Origin of the sequence: Geodermatophilus sabuli, from assembly GCF_010686765.1 — a bacterium.
Classification (GTDB): domain Bacteria; phylum Actinomycetota; class Actinomycetes; order Mycobacteriales; family Geodermatophilaceae; genus Geodermatophilus; species Geodermatophilus sabuli_A.
On sequence record NZ_JAAGWF010000026.1, the window covers coordinates 39,338 to 52,660 of the forward strand.

General features: G+C 73.7%; 13 protein-coding genes. 8 read left to right on the forward strand and 5 right to left on the reverse strand.

Going from position 1 to position 13,323, the window contains the following annotated elements:
- Window positions 1-110: 110 nt before the first annotated feature.
- Window positions 111-1,562, forward strand: coding sequence for a glycosyltransferase family 87 protein (locus tag GCU56_RS20305; RefSeq protein WP_345771972.1), 1,452 nt, complete (start codon window positions 111-113; stop codon window positions 1,560-1,562).
- Here GCU56_RS20305 and GCU56_RS20310 read toward each other — a convergent pair.
- Window positions 1,534-2,343, reverse strand: a complete 810-nt coding sequence (locus GCU56_RS20310) for a deoxyribonuclease IV (RefSeq protein WP_163483691.1) — start codon at window positions 2,341-2,343, stop codon at window positions 1,534-1,536. The genes GCU56_RS20305 and GCU56_RS20310 overlap by 29 nt on opposite strands.
- 202 nt (window positions 2,344-2,545) lie before the next feature.
- Here GCU56_RS20310 and rpsF point away from each other — a divergent pair, with 202 nt between their 5' ends.
- From rpsF to dnaB, 5 genes are all read left to right on the forward strand, one after another.
- Window positions 2,546-2,836 (forward strand): 30S ribosomal protein S6, encoded by a 291-nt coding sequence (gene rpsF / locus GCU56_RS20315; protein ID WP_163483693.1) that lies wholly within the window; start codon window positions 2,546-2,548, stop codon window positions 2,834-2,836.
- A gap of 2 nt (window positions 2,837-2,838) precedes the next feature.
- Window positions 2,839-3,330, forward strand: coding sequence for a single-stranded DNA-binding protein (locus GCU56_RS20320; protein ID WP_163483695.1), 492 nt, complete (start codon window positions 2,839-2,841; stop codon window positions 3,328-3,330).
- Window positions 3,331-3,435: 105 nt separating this feature from the next.
- Complete coding sequence (rpsR, locus tag GCU56_RS20325; protein ID WP_163483697.1) at window positions 3,436-3,672, forward strand: 30S ribosomal protein S18; 237 nt, start codon at window positions 3,436-3,438, stop codon at window positions 3,670-3,672.
- 2 nt (window positions 3,673-3,674) lie between these two features.
- Window positions 3,675-4,130 (forward strand): 50S ribosomal protein L9, encoded by a 456-nt coding sequence (gene rplI / locus GCU56_RS20330; RefSeq protein ID WP_163483699.1) that lies wholly within the window; start codon window positions 3,675-3,677, stop codon window positions 4,128-4,130.
- Between the two features lie 592 nt (window positions 4,131-4,722).
- Window positions 4,723-6,093: a replicative DNA helicase gene (gene dnaB, locus GCU56_RS20335; protein WP_163483701.1), complete on the forward strand. Its 1,371-nt coding sequence runs from the start codon at window positions 4,723-4,725 to the stop codon at window positions 6,091-6,093.
- A gap of 35 nt (window positions 6,094-6,128) precedes the next feature.
- On the opposite strand, the gene GCU56_RS20340 is transcribed toward dnaB, so the two are convergent.
- From GCU56_RS20340 to GCU56_RS20350, 3 genes are read right to left on the reverse strand one after another with little or no spacing between them, the layout of a single operon-like run.
- The gene (locus tag GCU56_RS20340; RefSeq protein WP_204332533.1) at window positions 6,129-6,902 is read right to left on the reverse strand and encodes a GNAT family N-acetyltransferase; all 774 of its coding nucleotides are present in this window, start codon (window positions 6,900-6,902) and stop codon (window positions 6,129-6,131) included.
- A gap of 29 nt (window positions 6,903-6,931) precedes the next feature.
- Window positions 6,932-8,131, reverse strand: a complete 1,200-nt coding sequence (locus GCU56_RS20345; RefSeq protein WP_163483703.1) for a fatty acid desaturase — start codon at window positions 8,129-8,131, stop codon at window positions 6,932-6,934.
- 37 nt (window positions 8,132-8,168) lie between these two features.
- A complete protein-coding gene (locus GCU56_RS20350) occupies window positions 8,169-9,269 on the reverse strand; it encodes a ferredoxin reductase (RefSeq protein WP_163483705.1) in 1,101 nt (366 codons plus the stop codon).
- Window positions 9,270-9,362: 93 nt separating this feature from the next.
- Here GCU56_RS20350 and GCU56_RS20355 point away from each other — a divergent pair, with 93 nt between their 5' ends.
- Both GCU56_RS20355 and GCU56_RS20360 read left to right on the forward strand, forming a co-directional pair.
- Complete coding sequence (locus GCU56_RS20355) at window positions 9,363-10,550, forward strand: PucR family transcriptional regulator (protein WP_163483707.1); 1,188 nt, start codon at window positions 9,363-9,365, stop codon at window positions 10,548-10,550.
- A gap of 31 nt (window positions 10,551-10,581) precedes the next feature.
- Complete coding sequence (locus GCU56_RS20360) at window positions 10,582-11,976, forward strand: CoA transferase (protein WP_204332534.1); 1,395 nt, start codon at window positions 10,582-10,584, stop codon at window positions 11,974-11,976.
- Between the two features lie 43 nt (window positions 11,977-12,019).
- On the opposite strand, the gene GCU56_RS20365 is transcribed toward GCU56_RS20360, so the two are convergent.
- Window positions 12,020-13,323: HNH endonuclease signature motif containing protein (locus GCU56_RS20365; RefSeq protein WP_163483708.1), on the reverse strand; the 1,304-nt coding region annotated here is incomplete at its 5' end.

Here is a 13,323-nt window from a genome sequence, read left to right on the forward strand (position 1 = left end):
GGCAGACTGACCGCGTGAGATCGACCCCGACGGGCCCGTCCGATCCGGCTGACCAGCCGGCGGGCGGGCCCTCGGTGTCTCCGGCGTCCCCCCGCACCCCGGACCGGGTCGTGCCGACCTGGACCGACCCCGTCGCCGAGCAGGCCAGCGAGGCCGTCGGGGGGCCGTGGGGCCGGCACGCGGTCACCGGCCGGGCCCTGTTCTGGACGCCGCTGCGCGTCTGCCTGCTGTTCTCCACGGCGGTCCTGGCGCTGGCCTGGGTCAAGCAGGCGCCCTGCTCGAACGGGAACTGGGCCGGCTCGGTGCAGTACACCCACCTCTGCTACTCCGACGCCGTCCCGCTGTACGCGCTGCACGGCCTGGATCGCGGGGAGCTGCCCTACCTCGGGTCCGCCGTCGAGTACCCGGTGCTGACCGGTGCGTTCATGGCCGCCGCCGCGGCGATCGCCCGGGTCTACGGCGGCCTGTCCGGCGCGGTGGGGCTGCTGCCCGACGTCCCGGGGGTGCAGGCCTACTACGCCGTCACCTGCCTGCTGCTGTCGCTGTGCGCGCTGCTGGTCACCCGCGCCGTCCTCGGGACGTCGGGGCGGCGGCCGTGGGACGCGGCCATGGTGGGGCTGTCCCCGCTCTTGTTCGTGCACGCCTTCACCAACTGGGACCTGCTCGCCGTCGCGCTGGCCAGCCTCGGGCTGTGGGCCTGGGCCCGGCGGCGGCCGGCGCTGGCCGGGGTGCTGCTGGGCCTGGGGGTGGCGGCCAAGCTCTACCCGGTGGTGCTGCTGGCCGCGCTGTTCCTGCTGTGCCTGCGGGCGGGGCGGCTGCGGGTCTGGGTGCGCACCGCTGCCTGCGCCGTCCTGGCGTGGGCGGGCGTCAACGTGCCGGTCGCCGTCCTGGCGCCGGAGAACTGGTCGCGCTTCTTCCGGCTCAACAGCGAGCGTCCCGCCGACCCGGACACGATCTGGAACATCGCGATCACCGTCTCCGAGGGGCGGTGGTTCGGCGGACCGCTGGCCGAGGGGCAGGCGCCCGTGCTGCTCAACGCGGTGGTGGCGGGGTGCGTGCTCGCGCTGGCGGCCGCCGTGACGTGGCTGACCCTGGCCGCGCCGGTACGCCCCCGCGTCGCCCAGGTGGCGTTCCTGCTCCTGGCCGGGTTCCTCCTGGTCAACAAGGTGTGGAGCCCGCAGTTCTCGCTGTGGCTGCTGCCGCTGGCGGTGCTGGCCAGGCCGCAGTGGCGGTCGCTGCTGCTCTGGCAGGCCACCGAGGCGCTGCTGTGGGTGCCGCGGATGCTCTGGTACCTGGGCACGCAGAACCGGGGCGTCGAGGTCGAGTGGTTCTTCCTCGCCGTGACGGTCCGGGACGCCGCCGTCGTCGTCCTCATGGCGCTGGTGGTGCGTGACGTGTGGCGGCCGGACGAGGACGTCGTCCGCGCCGGCTGGCCCGGCGTCGACGACCCCGCCGGAGGGGTGCTCGACCACGCCCCTGACGCCCGCCGGGTGTCCCCCCGGGCGGTCCCGGGGAGGTCCGGGCGCCCGCTGGTCAGCCCAGGGCGGCACGCAGCCAGCTGACCTCCTCGGCGTGGGCGGCGGCGTCACCGGGGGTCTCCAGCACGACGGGGCAGTCCGCGGCACGGGCCACCGAGACCAGCAGGTCGCTGGGGATCTCGCCGTCGGTGAGGGGTGCGTGCCGGTCGCGGCTGGACCCGGCGGGGTCACGGCTGTTGTTCAGGTGCACCAGGTCGATCCGGCCGGTGACCGCCCGGACGTCGTCCACCACCGTGTCGAGGTCCCAGCCGGCGGCCCACGCGTGGCAGGTGTCCAGCACGAAGCCGGCGCCGAACTCGCCCACCGCCTCCCACAGGCGGGCCAGCGCGTCCAGGTCGCGGGCCATGGCGTTGCCGCCTCCCGCGGTGTTCTCGATCAGCAGGGGGACGGCGAAGCCGCCGGTCTCGGCCTGCCGGGCGAAGGTCTTGCGCCAGTTGTCGACCCCGGCGGCCGGGTCGTCCTGGGCCAGCACGTGGCCGCCGTGCACCACCAGCCCGACCGCGCCGATGGCCGCGGCGGCCTGGGCGTGCTTGTCCAGCAGCTTGCGGCTGGGGATGCGGATGCGGTTGTTCGTCGTCGCCACGTTGAGGACGTACGGGGCGTGCACGACCACCAGGACGTCGCCGGCCAGCAGGTCCGCGGCGTCGGGCCGGGGCCGGGGCGCCGTCCAGCCCTGCGGGTCGGCGAGGAACACCTGGACGCCGTCGGCGTCCATCTCGGCGGCGCGGGCCAGCGGGCCGCCGGCGTCGAGCTCGTTGTCCTCGGTCAGGCCGGGTCCGACGTGGACGCCGATCGGGTGGCTCATGGCCGCCGACCCTAGAAGGACCCCCTGCGCCCCGTCAGGGGGCCGGGCCTGTGGACGGCGGGACGGGTGGGTCCCCGCCGCTGGTAGCCTGGGCGGTGCGCGTTCCATCGGTGACCTCACCGGAGGGGACGCGCGACGCGTGTACGACCCTCCTGCCGCAGATCCGCTGCGGCCGCTGAGACCAGAGGAGGTGGGGTTCTCCGTGCGTCACTACGAACTGATGGTCATCCTCGACCCCGATCTCGAAGAGCGCACCATCGCGCCCTCGCTCGATCGGTTCCTGACCGTCATCACCAGCTCCGGTGGCCAGGTCGGCAAGGTCGACATCTGGGGCCGGCGCCGCATGGCCTACGAGATCAACAAGCAGGCCGAGGGCATCTACGCCGTCATCGACATCGATGCCGAGCCCGCCGCGGTCTCCGAGCTCGACCGTCAGCTCAACCTGAACGAGTCGGTGCTCCGCACGAAGCTGATGCGCCCCGAGGCCCACTGACCATGGCCGGCGAGACCGTCATCACCGTCATCGGCAACCTGACGTCGGACCCGGAGCTGCGGTTCACCCCGTCCGGTGCCGCGGTCGCCAACTTCACCGTCGCCTCGACGCCGCGGACGTTCGACCGCCAGTCGCAGGAGTGGAAGGACGGCGAGGCGCTGTTCCTGCGCTGCAACGTGTGGCGGCAGGCAGCGGAGAACGTCGCCGAGTCGCTCACCCGCGGCTCGCGCGTGATCGTCTCCGGCCGGCTCAAGCAGCGGTCGTTCGAGACCAAGGAAGGCGAGAAGCGCACCGTCGTCGAGCTCGAGGTCGACGAGGTCGGCCCGTCGCTGCGCTACGCCACCGCGAAGGTCACCAAGGCCAGCCGCGGTGAGGGTGGCGGCGGCTTCGGCGGCGGCGGCGGTGGCGGCTTCGGTGGCGGAGGCGGAGGTGGCGGCGGGTCCAGCGACCCGTGGTCGACCCCGGCCCCGCCCTCGGACGAACCGCCCTTCTAAGAGGACCCCTCTGCCCCCACGCCTCGCTGACGCTCGGCGCGGGACCCTGCAGAGGGGCCGACTGTCGTTCTGACTCACGAAAACCTCTCGTTCCTGGAGACCCCGGTGGCCAAGCCCCCCATTCGCAAGCCCAAGAAGAAGGTCTGCCAGTTCTGCAAGGACAAGGCGACCTACGTCGACTACAAGGACACGACCCTGCTGCGGAAGTTCATCTCCGACCGCGGCAAGATCCGTGCCCGCCGCGTGAGCGGCAACTGCAGCCAGCACCAGCGTGACGTCGCCGTGGCCGTGAAGAACAGCCGCGAGATGGCCCTGCTGCCCTACACCTCCACGGCGCGCTGACCATGAGCACCACGAAGCTGATCCTGACGCAGGAGGTCACCGGTCTCGGGTCCTCCGGTGACACCGTGGAGGTCAAGGGCGGGTACGCCCGCAACTACCTCCTGCCGCGCGGGCTGGCCATCGTCGCCACCCGCGGGGCCGAGAAGCAGGTCGAGTCGCTGCGTCGGGCGCGGTCTGCCCGGGAGGTGCGCTCGCTCGAGGAGGCGCAGACCGTGGCCGGCCGCCTGGCGGGCCTCACGGTCCGCGTGCCGGCCCGTACCGGTGCGGGCGGCCGCCTGTTCGGCCGGGTCACCACCGCCGACGTCGTGAACGCCGTGACCGCCGCCGGTGGTCCCGAGCTGGACCGTCGCCGGGTGGAGCTGCCCAGCAGCATCAAGACCACGGGCCAGCACACCGTCACCGTGCGGGTGCACCCCGAGGTCAGCACCCCGCTGGCGATCGAAGTCGTCGCCGGCTGAGCGAGCACCCCTGCCCCACGGGCAGGGTCATCGCCCACGAGGGGCGTCGGACCGCGGTCCGGCGCCCCTCGCGGCGTCTCCGGGGCTCGGCCGGTGCGCCGGTCGTCGCATCGAGGGGCGCCGCACCGCGCCCCGCGGCCCGCTCCTCGACGCGATGGGGACGAGCTGTGGACGTGTGACCGCTGGGACCCGTGGGCCCGGCTGCGCGACACGCCGGTGACGACATCTCGATTTCTCCGGGATTTCTCCCGTCCACACCCCGTGGGTGGTCTCCGTGCAGGTCAGCGGCGGGATACGGGAGGACGGCCCGCGTCGTCCCCCGCTGTCTCCACATGTCGACACGTCTGTGTCCACCGACTTGTCCACAAGTTGTGCAGAACGGCGTGCACACCGGTCCTGGACTCGCTCGTCCGTGGTTCCTAACGTCCTCCTCAGCTCACCGCCGGCGGGAACTGTCAGGACCCCGGGGTAGCAATGACCCGAACGCTTGTTCGAGTCAGGTGTACACCGTTCTGGTGCTTCCCCCACCAGGCCCCGGCCGACGGCCGGGGCCTGTGCGCGGGTGCGCCGGTGAGTGGATGGAGGAACAACCGTGGCGTTGGCCGACGACTTCAGCCGGCCGTCCCCGACGGCGCCGGCCTACGACCGGCAGCCGCCCCAGGACGTCGCTGCGGAGCAGTCGGTGCTCGGCGGCATGCTCCTGAGCAAGGACGCGATCGCCGACGTCGTCGAGGTCCTGCACGGGCCCGACTTCTACCGCCCCGCGCACCAGGTGATCTTCGACTGCGTCCTCGACCTCTACGGCCGCGGTGAGCCGGCCGACGCGATCACCGTCGCAGCGGAGCTCAACCGCACCGACCAGCTGTCCAAGATGGGCGGCGCGGTCTACCTGCACACGCTCATCCAGTCGACGCCGACGGCGGCCAACGCCGGGTACTACGCCGCGATCGTGGCCGAGCAGGCGGTGCTCCGCCGGCTGGTCGAGGCCGGCACCCGCGTGGTCCAGCTGGGCTACGGCGCCGCGGGCGGCAAGGGCGACGTCGACGACATCGTCGACCGTGCCCAGCAGGAGATCTACGACGTCACCGAGAAGCGGATGAGCGAGGACTACTCGCGGCTCGAGGACATCCTCCAGCCGACGATGGACGAGCTGGACGCCATCGCCTCCCGGGGCGGCACCGCCCGTGGCGTGCCCACGGGCATCCGCGACCTCGACGAGCTCACCAACGGTCTGCAGGCCGGTCAGATGGTCGTCATCGCGGCCCGGCCCGGCGTGGGCAAGAGCACCCTCGGCCTGGACATCGCGCGATCGGCGTCGGTGAAGAACCACCTGCCCGCCGCGATCTTCTCCCTGGAGATGAGCAAGCACGAGATCACCATGCGTCTGCTGTCGGCGGAGGCGAAGGTGCCGTTGCACCACATGCGCGCCGGCTCGCTGTCGGACGAGGACTGGTCGAAGCTGGCCCGCCGGATGGGCGAGATCGCCGATGCCCCGCTCTACATCGACGACTCCCCCAACATGACCATGATGGAGATCCGGGCCAAGGCGCGGCGGCTCAAGCAGCGCAACGACCTCAAGCTCATCGTCATCGACTACCTCCAGCTGATGACGTCGGGCAAGAAGGTCGAGAGCCGCCAGCAGGAGGTCTCGGAGTTCTCCCGTGCGCTCAAGCTGCTGGCCAAGGAGCTCGAGCTCCCGGTGATCGCGATGTCGCAGCTCAACCGTGGCTCGGAGCAGCGTCAGGACAAGAAGCCGATGCTGTCCGACCTCCGCGAGTCCGGCTCGATCGAGCAGGACGCCGACATGGTGATGATGATCCACCGCGAGGACATGTACGAGAAGGAGAGTCCGCGGGCCGGCGAGGCCGACATCATGCTGGTCAAGCACCGCAACGGCCCCACCGCGAACGTCACGGTCGCCTTCCAGGGCCACTACAGCCGCTTCGTGGACATGGCCAACTGACGCCACGCGGACCGGGTGCGCTCCGGCCGCAGTGCTCAGCGGGAACGCGGTTCGCGCACCCAGGGAGTGGTCTCGGCGACCGGGTGGAAGCCCATGCGCTGCAGGATCGGCCGGCTCGCCGGCAGGGCGTCCACCTGGAGCCAGCGGAAGCCCCGGTCCCGGGCCAGGACGGCGCGGTGACCCACCAGGGCGCGGAAGACACCACGCCCCCGCCACGCGGGCAGCGTGCCGCCGCCCCAGAGACTCGCGAAGCCGGTCCCCTCGTGGAACTCCACGCGGCCCGCTGACACGGGCACGTCGCCGGCCCACGCCACGACCGCCTCGATCGGCCGGGGGTGCAGCTGCAGGGCCGCGCGTACCGCCGTCCCGCTGCCCGCGTGGACCGTGCCGAAGGCGCCCCGGTGGACGTCGGTCATCGCCTCGACGCCGGCGTCGTCCTCGACCGTCGTCAGGCGCACGCCCCCGGGAGTGGGGACCGGCAGCTGGAGGTCAGCGAGGTCGGCCACCATCACCGTCTCCGCCGGTTCCGGGCGCAGACCGGCGGCCCGCAGGCGGTCCGGCAGGTCGGCGGGCCGATCGTGGGAGTACAGCTTCCACTCCAGCGGGCCTTCCGACCGGGCCACCTCCGCCGCGATGACCCGGTCGGCGTCCGCCTCGCTCAGGTCGCTCCAGACCACCGTCGTCCAGGCGCTCTGCGTGCCGACCAGGCGGGTCAGCCGCTCCCCCACCTCCGCGCGCTCGCCGACACCGGCCACCGGGCGCCGGCGCATCTGCTCGTCGAAGGCAGCGAGCACGTCGGGCAGCTGCACCGGGGCACCGTCGGGCGGGGGATGGTGCGTCAGGCGGCCGCGGCCTGGCGCTGCAGCGCGCGGCGGACCTTCGGCCCGCCGGTGGTCATCTTGTAGAGCTTCACCAGCTGGCGCGGCAGGTTCCTGACCGTCGTCTGCTCCAGCCACCCGTTGGGGAGCGACAGCCGGAAGATCTTGTGCCAGGCCGAGGCGACCTGCTGGGGCAGCGGTGCCGCGTGGTAGTTCAGCCCGTAGGTGTCGAAGAGGGCCCGGATCTTCGGGGCGATCTCGGCGTACCGGTTGCTCGGCAGGTCCGGGAACAGGTGGTGCTCGATCTGGTGCGACAGGTTGCCGGTCATGAGGTGCATGGCCTTGGACCCGGAGATGTTGGCCGAGCCGAGCATCTGCCGCAGGTACCACTCGCCGCGGGTCTCGCCGTCGATGGAGCGCTTCTCGAAGGTCTCGACGCCCTCGGGGAAGTGACCGCAGAGGATCACCGAGTTCGACCACAGGTTGCGCACCACGTTGGCGGTGAAGTTCGCCGTCAGGGTCGCGGCGGCGTTCGGGCCGGACAGCAGCGGGTGGACGACGTAGTCCTTGAGCACCTGCTTGCCGATCTTGCGCAGCACCGCCTTGCCGCGCGCCCGGAACTCCGGGTCGCCGGTCTGCTTCTTGGCGATGACCGCGCCCAGCTCCAGGTCATAGGCGGCGATGCCGTACTCGAAGAAGCACGCGTTGATGAAGCTCCACAGCGGCTGGCCCAGGTGGAAGGGCTGCCACGGCTGGTCCTCGTCGACCCGCATGATGCCGTAGCCCAGGTCGTTGTCCTTGCCGATCACGTTCGTGTACGTGTGGTGCAACTCGTTGTGCGAGTGCTTCCACTGCTCGGCGGGGCTGGCCATGTCCCACTCCCACGTCGTGGAGTGGATCTTCGGGTCACGCATCCAGTCCCACTGGCCGTGCAGGATGTTGTGCCCGATCTCCATGTTCTCGAGGATCTTGGCGACCGAGAGCCCGACCGTGCCGAGGATCCACGCCGGCGGGAACCCGGAGGCGAGCAGGACGGCGCGGCTGCCCAGCTCGATCTTGCGGTGGACGTCGATGACCTTCCGGATGTAGGCGGCGTCGGCCTCGCCCCGGGTGTCGATGACCTCCTGGCGGATCTCGTCCAGCTGCTTGCCGAGCAGCTCGACGTCGCCGGCGGTGAGGTGGGCGATCGGGTTGTCGGACTTCTTCTGCAGCACGGTCACGTGGTGGGCTCCTCGGCGGGGTCGCGGGTCAGCGGGGTCAGTGGTCGATGTCGCAGGCGCCGGCGGCGGCGCTCACGCAGGTCTGGATGAGGACGCCGTCCCCGGGGGCGGCGGTGGTGACCTCGCCGTTGCGCAGGTCGCGGACCGCGCCCTCGCGCAGCGGCAGGACGCACCCGAAGCAGATGCCCATGCGGCACCCGCTGGGCATCAGCACGCCGGCCTCCTCGGCGGCGTCGAGGATCGGCGTCGCGCCGTCGGCCTCGAGCGTCGTCCCGGTGCGGCTGAAGGAGACGGTCCCGCCCTCGCCGGCCACGACGACCGTGGGCCGGAAGCGCTCGGTGACCAGCCGGTCGGCCAGGCCCGCCGACGTCCAGTACTCCTCCAGCGCCTCCAGCATGCCCACCGGGCCGCAGGCCCAGGCCGCGCGCTCGGTGAGGTCGGGCACGAGCGCCGCCAGCGCCGCCGGGTCGAGCTGACCGGCGGTGTCGGTGTGCTGCTCGACCAGCCGGATCCGGCCCGCGGCGGCGAGGTCGCGCAGCTCCGCGCCGAACACGACGTCGTCCGCCGTGGGTGCGGAGTGCACGAGGACGACGTCGGAGAGCTCGGGGTGGTTGCGCAGGATGCCCATGACCGGGGTGATGCCCGAGCCCGCGGTGACGAACAGCGCCTTGGCCGGGGCCGGCGTCGGGAGCACGAACTCCCCGGCCGCCTGGTCCAGGTGCACCAGGGTGCCCGGCGCCGTGCGGTGCACCAGCTGGTTGCTGACCTTCCCGCCGGGCATCGCCTTGACGGTGATGCTGATGCAGCCGTCGGTGCGCGTCCGGTCGGAGGTCAGCGAGTAGGCCCGCCACTGGCGGACGCCGTCGACGTCGACGCCGACGCGGATCCACTGGCCGGGCACGTGCGGCCGCCAGTCAGCGCCGGGCCGGATCACGAGGGTGGCGGCGTCCCGGGTCTCGGGGTGCACGGCCTCGACCCGCCCGCGCAGGTCGGTGCCCGCCCGCAGCGGGTTGACCATGTCGAGGTAGTCGGCGGGCAGCAGTGGCGTGGTGACGAGTTCGGCCAGGCGCAGCGCCCGGTCCCGCAGTGCGGTGAGCGGCTGCCGGGCCGGGGAAGGGCGCGGGACGGTCGCGGTCATGACTTGATGGTTCCCAGCCTCGCGCGTAACTACCTGCACTCTCGACGTGAACGTCAGCCCGGATACTGTTCCCACCGAACAAAGGGGACGCCGATGACGCCGGAGCAGAACACCTTCACGCCGGAGGTCGCGGCCGCCATGCACGCCGAGCTCCCAGCGGTGGCCGAGCGCACCGTGGCCGCGATCGTCGTCGAGGTGCCCAGCTACACGGAGGCGTTCCGGGGCGACATGGGCCGGGCCATCGAGAACGCCGTCCGGCTGGCGCTGGGGGGCTTCCTCGAGCTCGCGACCGCCACCGGTGGCGCCGATGCCAGCCGGCCGATCGCCCCCGCCCTCGAGGGCGCCTACGCCCTGGGGCGGGGCGAGGCGCGGGCCGGGCGGCCGATGGACGCGCTGCTGGGGGCCTACCGCGTGGGCGCGCGGGTGGCGTGGCGGCACATGAGCGCGACGGCGGTGGGGGCCGGCATGGCCGTGGAGTCGCTGGCGCGGTTCGCCGAGCTGGTGTTCGCCTACATCGACCAGCTGTCGGCTGCCAGCGTCGCCGGCCACAGCGAGCAGCTGGCCACCAGCGGACTGGTGCGCCGCCGGCACCTGGAGCGCCTGGCCGGGCTCGTGCTCACCGGGGGGCCCGCCTACGACCTGGTCGCCGCGGCCGAGCGCGCCGACTGGACGCCGCCGCGCACCCTCACCGCCGTCCTGCTGCCCGAGCCCTGGGCACGAGGGGCCCTGGCCGTGCTCGACGCGCGCACCCTGCAGGCGGGAGAGGACCTGCCGGGAGCCGAGCCGTCGACCGAGCGCTCCGTGCTGCTCGTGCCCGACGCCGAGGGCTTCGGCCGGGCGGCACTGCTGCGGGCGCTCAGCGGGCGGTCGGCCGTGGTCGGCCCGCCCCGGCCCTGGCAGGAGGCCCGGTCGTCCTACTCGCGGGCGCTGCGGGCGGTCCAGTTGGGACTCGCACCCGAGGGCGACGCGGCCGTCGACACCGAGGTCCGGCTGGCCGACCTCGTGCTCCGGGCGGACGGCGAGGCGCTGGCCGATCTGCGGTCCCAGGTGCTGGCCCCACTCGACGGCCTCGGGCCCGGGCCGCGGGAGAAGCTGGTGGAGACGCTGCGCTCCTGGCTGCTGCACCACGGCCGGCGGGAGAAGGTGGCCAGCGAGCTGTTCGTGCACCCGCAGACGGTGCGGTACCGCATGGGGCAGCTGCGGGAGCTGTTCGGCAACCGGCTTGACGATCCGCAGTGCGTGCTGGAGCTCACGCTGGCACTGGGCGCCCGCGAGCCCTGATCCGGCCGCGGAGGATGCCTACGATCCGGCCGTGACCGGCACCGGCCTGCTCGCCGAGGTGTGGGGGCTGCTCGGGCTGGGAGCGGTCCCCACGGTGCGGGTGCGCGGGACGACCGGTCTGGACGGCGTCCTCCCGGTTCCGGACCTGGCCGTGGGCGCCGTGGCGGCTCAACTGGCCGCGGCGCGGCTGCTGGCCGGGACGGGTCTGCTTGCCGGGACGCGTCGCCCCGGTGAGACGCGCTCCCCCGCCGGGCGGCGGGCACGGGCCGACGCGGATCCGGTCGAGGTGGACGCCGCGCACGTCGGGCTGTCCTTCCGCAGCGAGCGGTACGCACGGGTGGGCGGCCGGCCCACGGGGGTGGGGTTCCATCCGCTGTCCCGGTTCTGGCCGACCGCTGACGGCTGGCTGCGGCTGCACGCCAACTACCCGCACCACCGTGCGGCGGCGGTTCGGGTGCTCGGGGAGGACGTCGGCCCTTCGGCGGCCCGGTGGGCGGCGGTCGAGCTGGAGTCGGCGGTCGTGGCGGCGGGGGGAGCCGCGGCCGCCGTGCGCCCCGCCTCGAACTGGACCGCCTCAGCGCCCGGGCGGGCCGTCGCCGACCGGCCGCTGGTGGACCTCCGCCGGGTCGCCGACGGGCCGCCAGGACGGGCCGTACCGTCCGGGCTGCGGGTCCTCGACGGCCGGCGGGTCCTCGACCTGACCCGCGTCATCGCCGGGCCCGTCGCGACCCGCACCCTCGCCTCGCACGGGGCCGACGTGCTCCGCGTGGACGGTCCCCGGCTCGCCGAAGACCCCGCGCAGCTGGTCGACACCGGGCCGGGCAAGCAGCACGTCGTGCTCGACCTGGCCTCCCCGGCCGACCGCCGGACGGTCGAGGAGCTGCTGGCTGCCGCCGACGTCGTCGTGTCCGGGTACCGGCCCGGGGCGCTCGCCCGGTTCGGGCTCGACGCAGCGGCGCTCGGCGAGCGGCATCCGCAGCTGGTGGTCGTCCAGATCTCCGCGTGGGGCTCGGTCGGGCCGTGGGGGGATCGGCGGGGGTTCGACTCGCTGGTACAGGCCGCGACCGGGATCGCGGTCTGTTGTGGCTCGGTGTCGGAGCCGGGGGCGCTGCCGGCCCAGGCGCTCGACCATGCGACCGGCCACCTCGCCGCGGCCGCCGTCCTGGGTGCGCTGGCGCGGCAGCGGGTGGAGGGCGGTGGGTGGCATGCCGACCTCTCCCTCGCCCGGACGGCGCACTGGCTGCTGAACGCACCCCGTCCGGCGGCCCTCGCTGCGGCCGGACCGATCGATCCGGCGCCCTACCTCCTGTCCCTGCCCTCGGCGGACGGGGACGTGACGGTCGTGGCGCCGCCGGGCTCGCCGCCGTGGACGACCGCGGCGAGGTTCCTCGGCAGCCCACGACCGGACTGGCGTCCGCGGACGTGACCCCGACCGCCCCGACGAGCGGGGGCGGTCGCCGAGCTGGCGTTCAGAAGGGCGGTGGGTCGTCGGCGGAGTCCGGTGCTGGTGGCGGGGGTCCCGGTGGTGTGGTGAGCACCCGGGCGCCGCTGACGGGCAGTCGGGTTGCGCGCCGGTCGGGTGGGCGTCGGTCGGCTGGGTCGGGGCCGTCGGGTGAGCTGCCGGGTGGTCGGGTGGTGCGGGTGACGCCGCTGGGGGTGGTCACGGTCAGCACCCCGTTGGGAGTCATGACATAGCGCCAGCCACGGGCGTGGGTCTTGAGCCGGTGGTGGCGGCGGCACAGGCAGCACAGGTTCTGGCAGGCGGTCGGTCCACCGCAGGCGTAGGCCTCCACGTGGTCCAGGTCGGCCCAGCCGGCCCGGTTCGAGCAGCCGGGATGCCGGCAGGTGCGGTCGCGGGTCTGCACCCACCGCCGCTGCGCGGGGGTGGGTTGGTAGCGGTCGATCGGTGGTGGCCGGTCCAGCACCGGGCAGTCGCGGGCGGCACCGGCCGTGTCTTGCCCCTCGTGGGGTTGCCGTCGTCGGCGGCGTCTCCGGCCGGGGGGCTGGTCGTGGGTGGGGCAGCCGCGGCGGGCGATGCTCTCCAGTTCCCGCCGGGACGCGGTCGCCCGCAGGGTGCCGTCCGGGTCGGTGATCGCCACCGTCAGACTGCCCCCGGTCGGAGCCTGCAGCCCGCCGGGACAGACCGCATCCAACTGGATCAGCAGCTCCCGGACGTGGGCGGCGGTGATCGGCTCGCCACCTATCACCGCGGTCGGTGCGGGTACCGACCCCGGCCGTGCCACCGCCGGTGGCATGGGAGCCAGCGCGTCCATGGGTGTGGTGACGGTCAGTTGCGCGGTCACCGGGTCGCGGGTGTCGTCCCAGGGGCGCAGGGTCAGGTCGGCGAGTGCACCGACGCGGAGCACGCCGAGGGGGCGGTCGTCACCGGCGGCCTTCACCGCCCGCGCATGAGCGGTGAGGGTGTCCCGCACCGCGGCGGCGAGCGGCTGCGGCATCCGCGCCACCAGCTCGGCCATCCCGTCCCCGGTCGGGCGGACGGTCACGTCCGCGGCCGCCTCCGCATCCCGCCGGCGCACCTCGGCCGCGGCGGCATCCCGGGCGGTCAGCTCCCGCCGCACCGCCGCGGTCAGCTGCCGGATCGACAGCTCCATCGCCGTCGGCAGCACCGCGGCCTCCACCTCCGCGAGCACCAGCGGATCGGTGGACCGGGCCTTCCATCCGAGCTCGTGCGCGATCGCCCGCGCCCGCGGCCAGTCCAGCCGACCGTCGGCCAGCGCCGCCCACGTGCCGGGCAGCTTCCCGACCAGCGTCA

Excerpts from the sequence above, each read along its gene's own strand:
- GCU56_RS20310 (WP_163483691.1), bottom strand. The coding sequence starts at position 2,343 with ATGAGCCACCCGATCGGCGTCCACGTCGGACCCGGCCTGACCGAGGAC.
- GCU56_RS20350 (WP_163483705.1), bottom strand. The coding sequence starts at position 9,269 with ATGACCGCGACCGTCCCGCGCCCTTCCCCGGCCCGGCAGCCGCTCACC.
- GCU56_RS20320 (WP_163483695.1), top strand. The coding sequence starts at position 2,839 with ATGGCCGGCGAGACCGTCATCACCGTCATCGGCAACCTGACGTCGGAC.
- GCU56_RS20355 (WP_163483707.1), top strand. The coding sequence starts at position 9,363 with ATGACGCCGGAGCAGAACACCTTCACGCCGGAGGTCGCGGCCGCCATG.
- rplI (WP_163483699.1), top strand. The coding sequence starts at position 3,675 with ATGAGCACCACGAAGCTGATCCTGACGCAGGAGGTCACCGGTCTCGGG.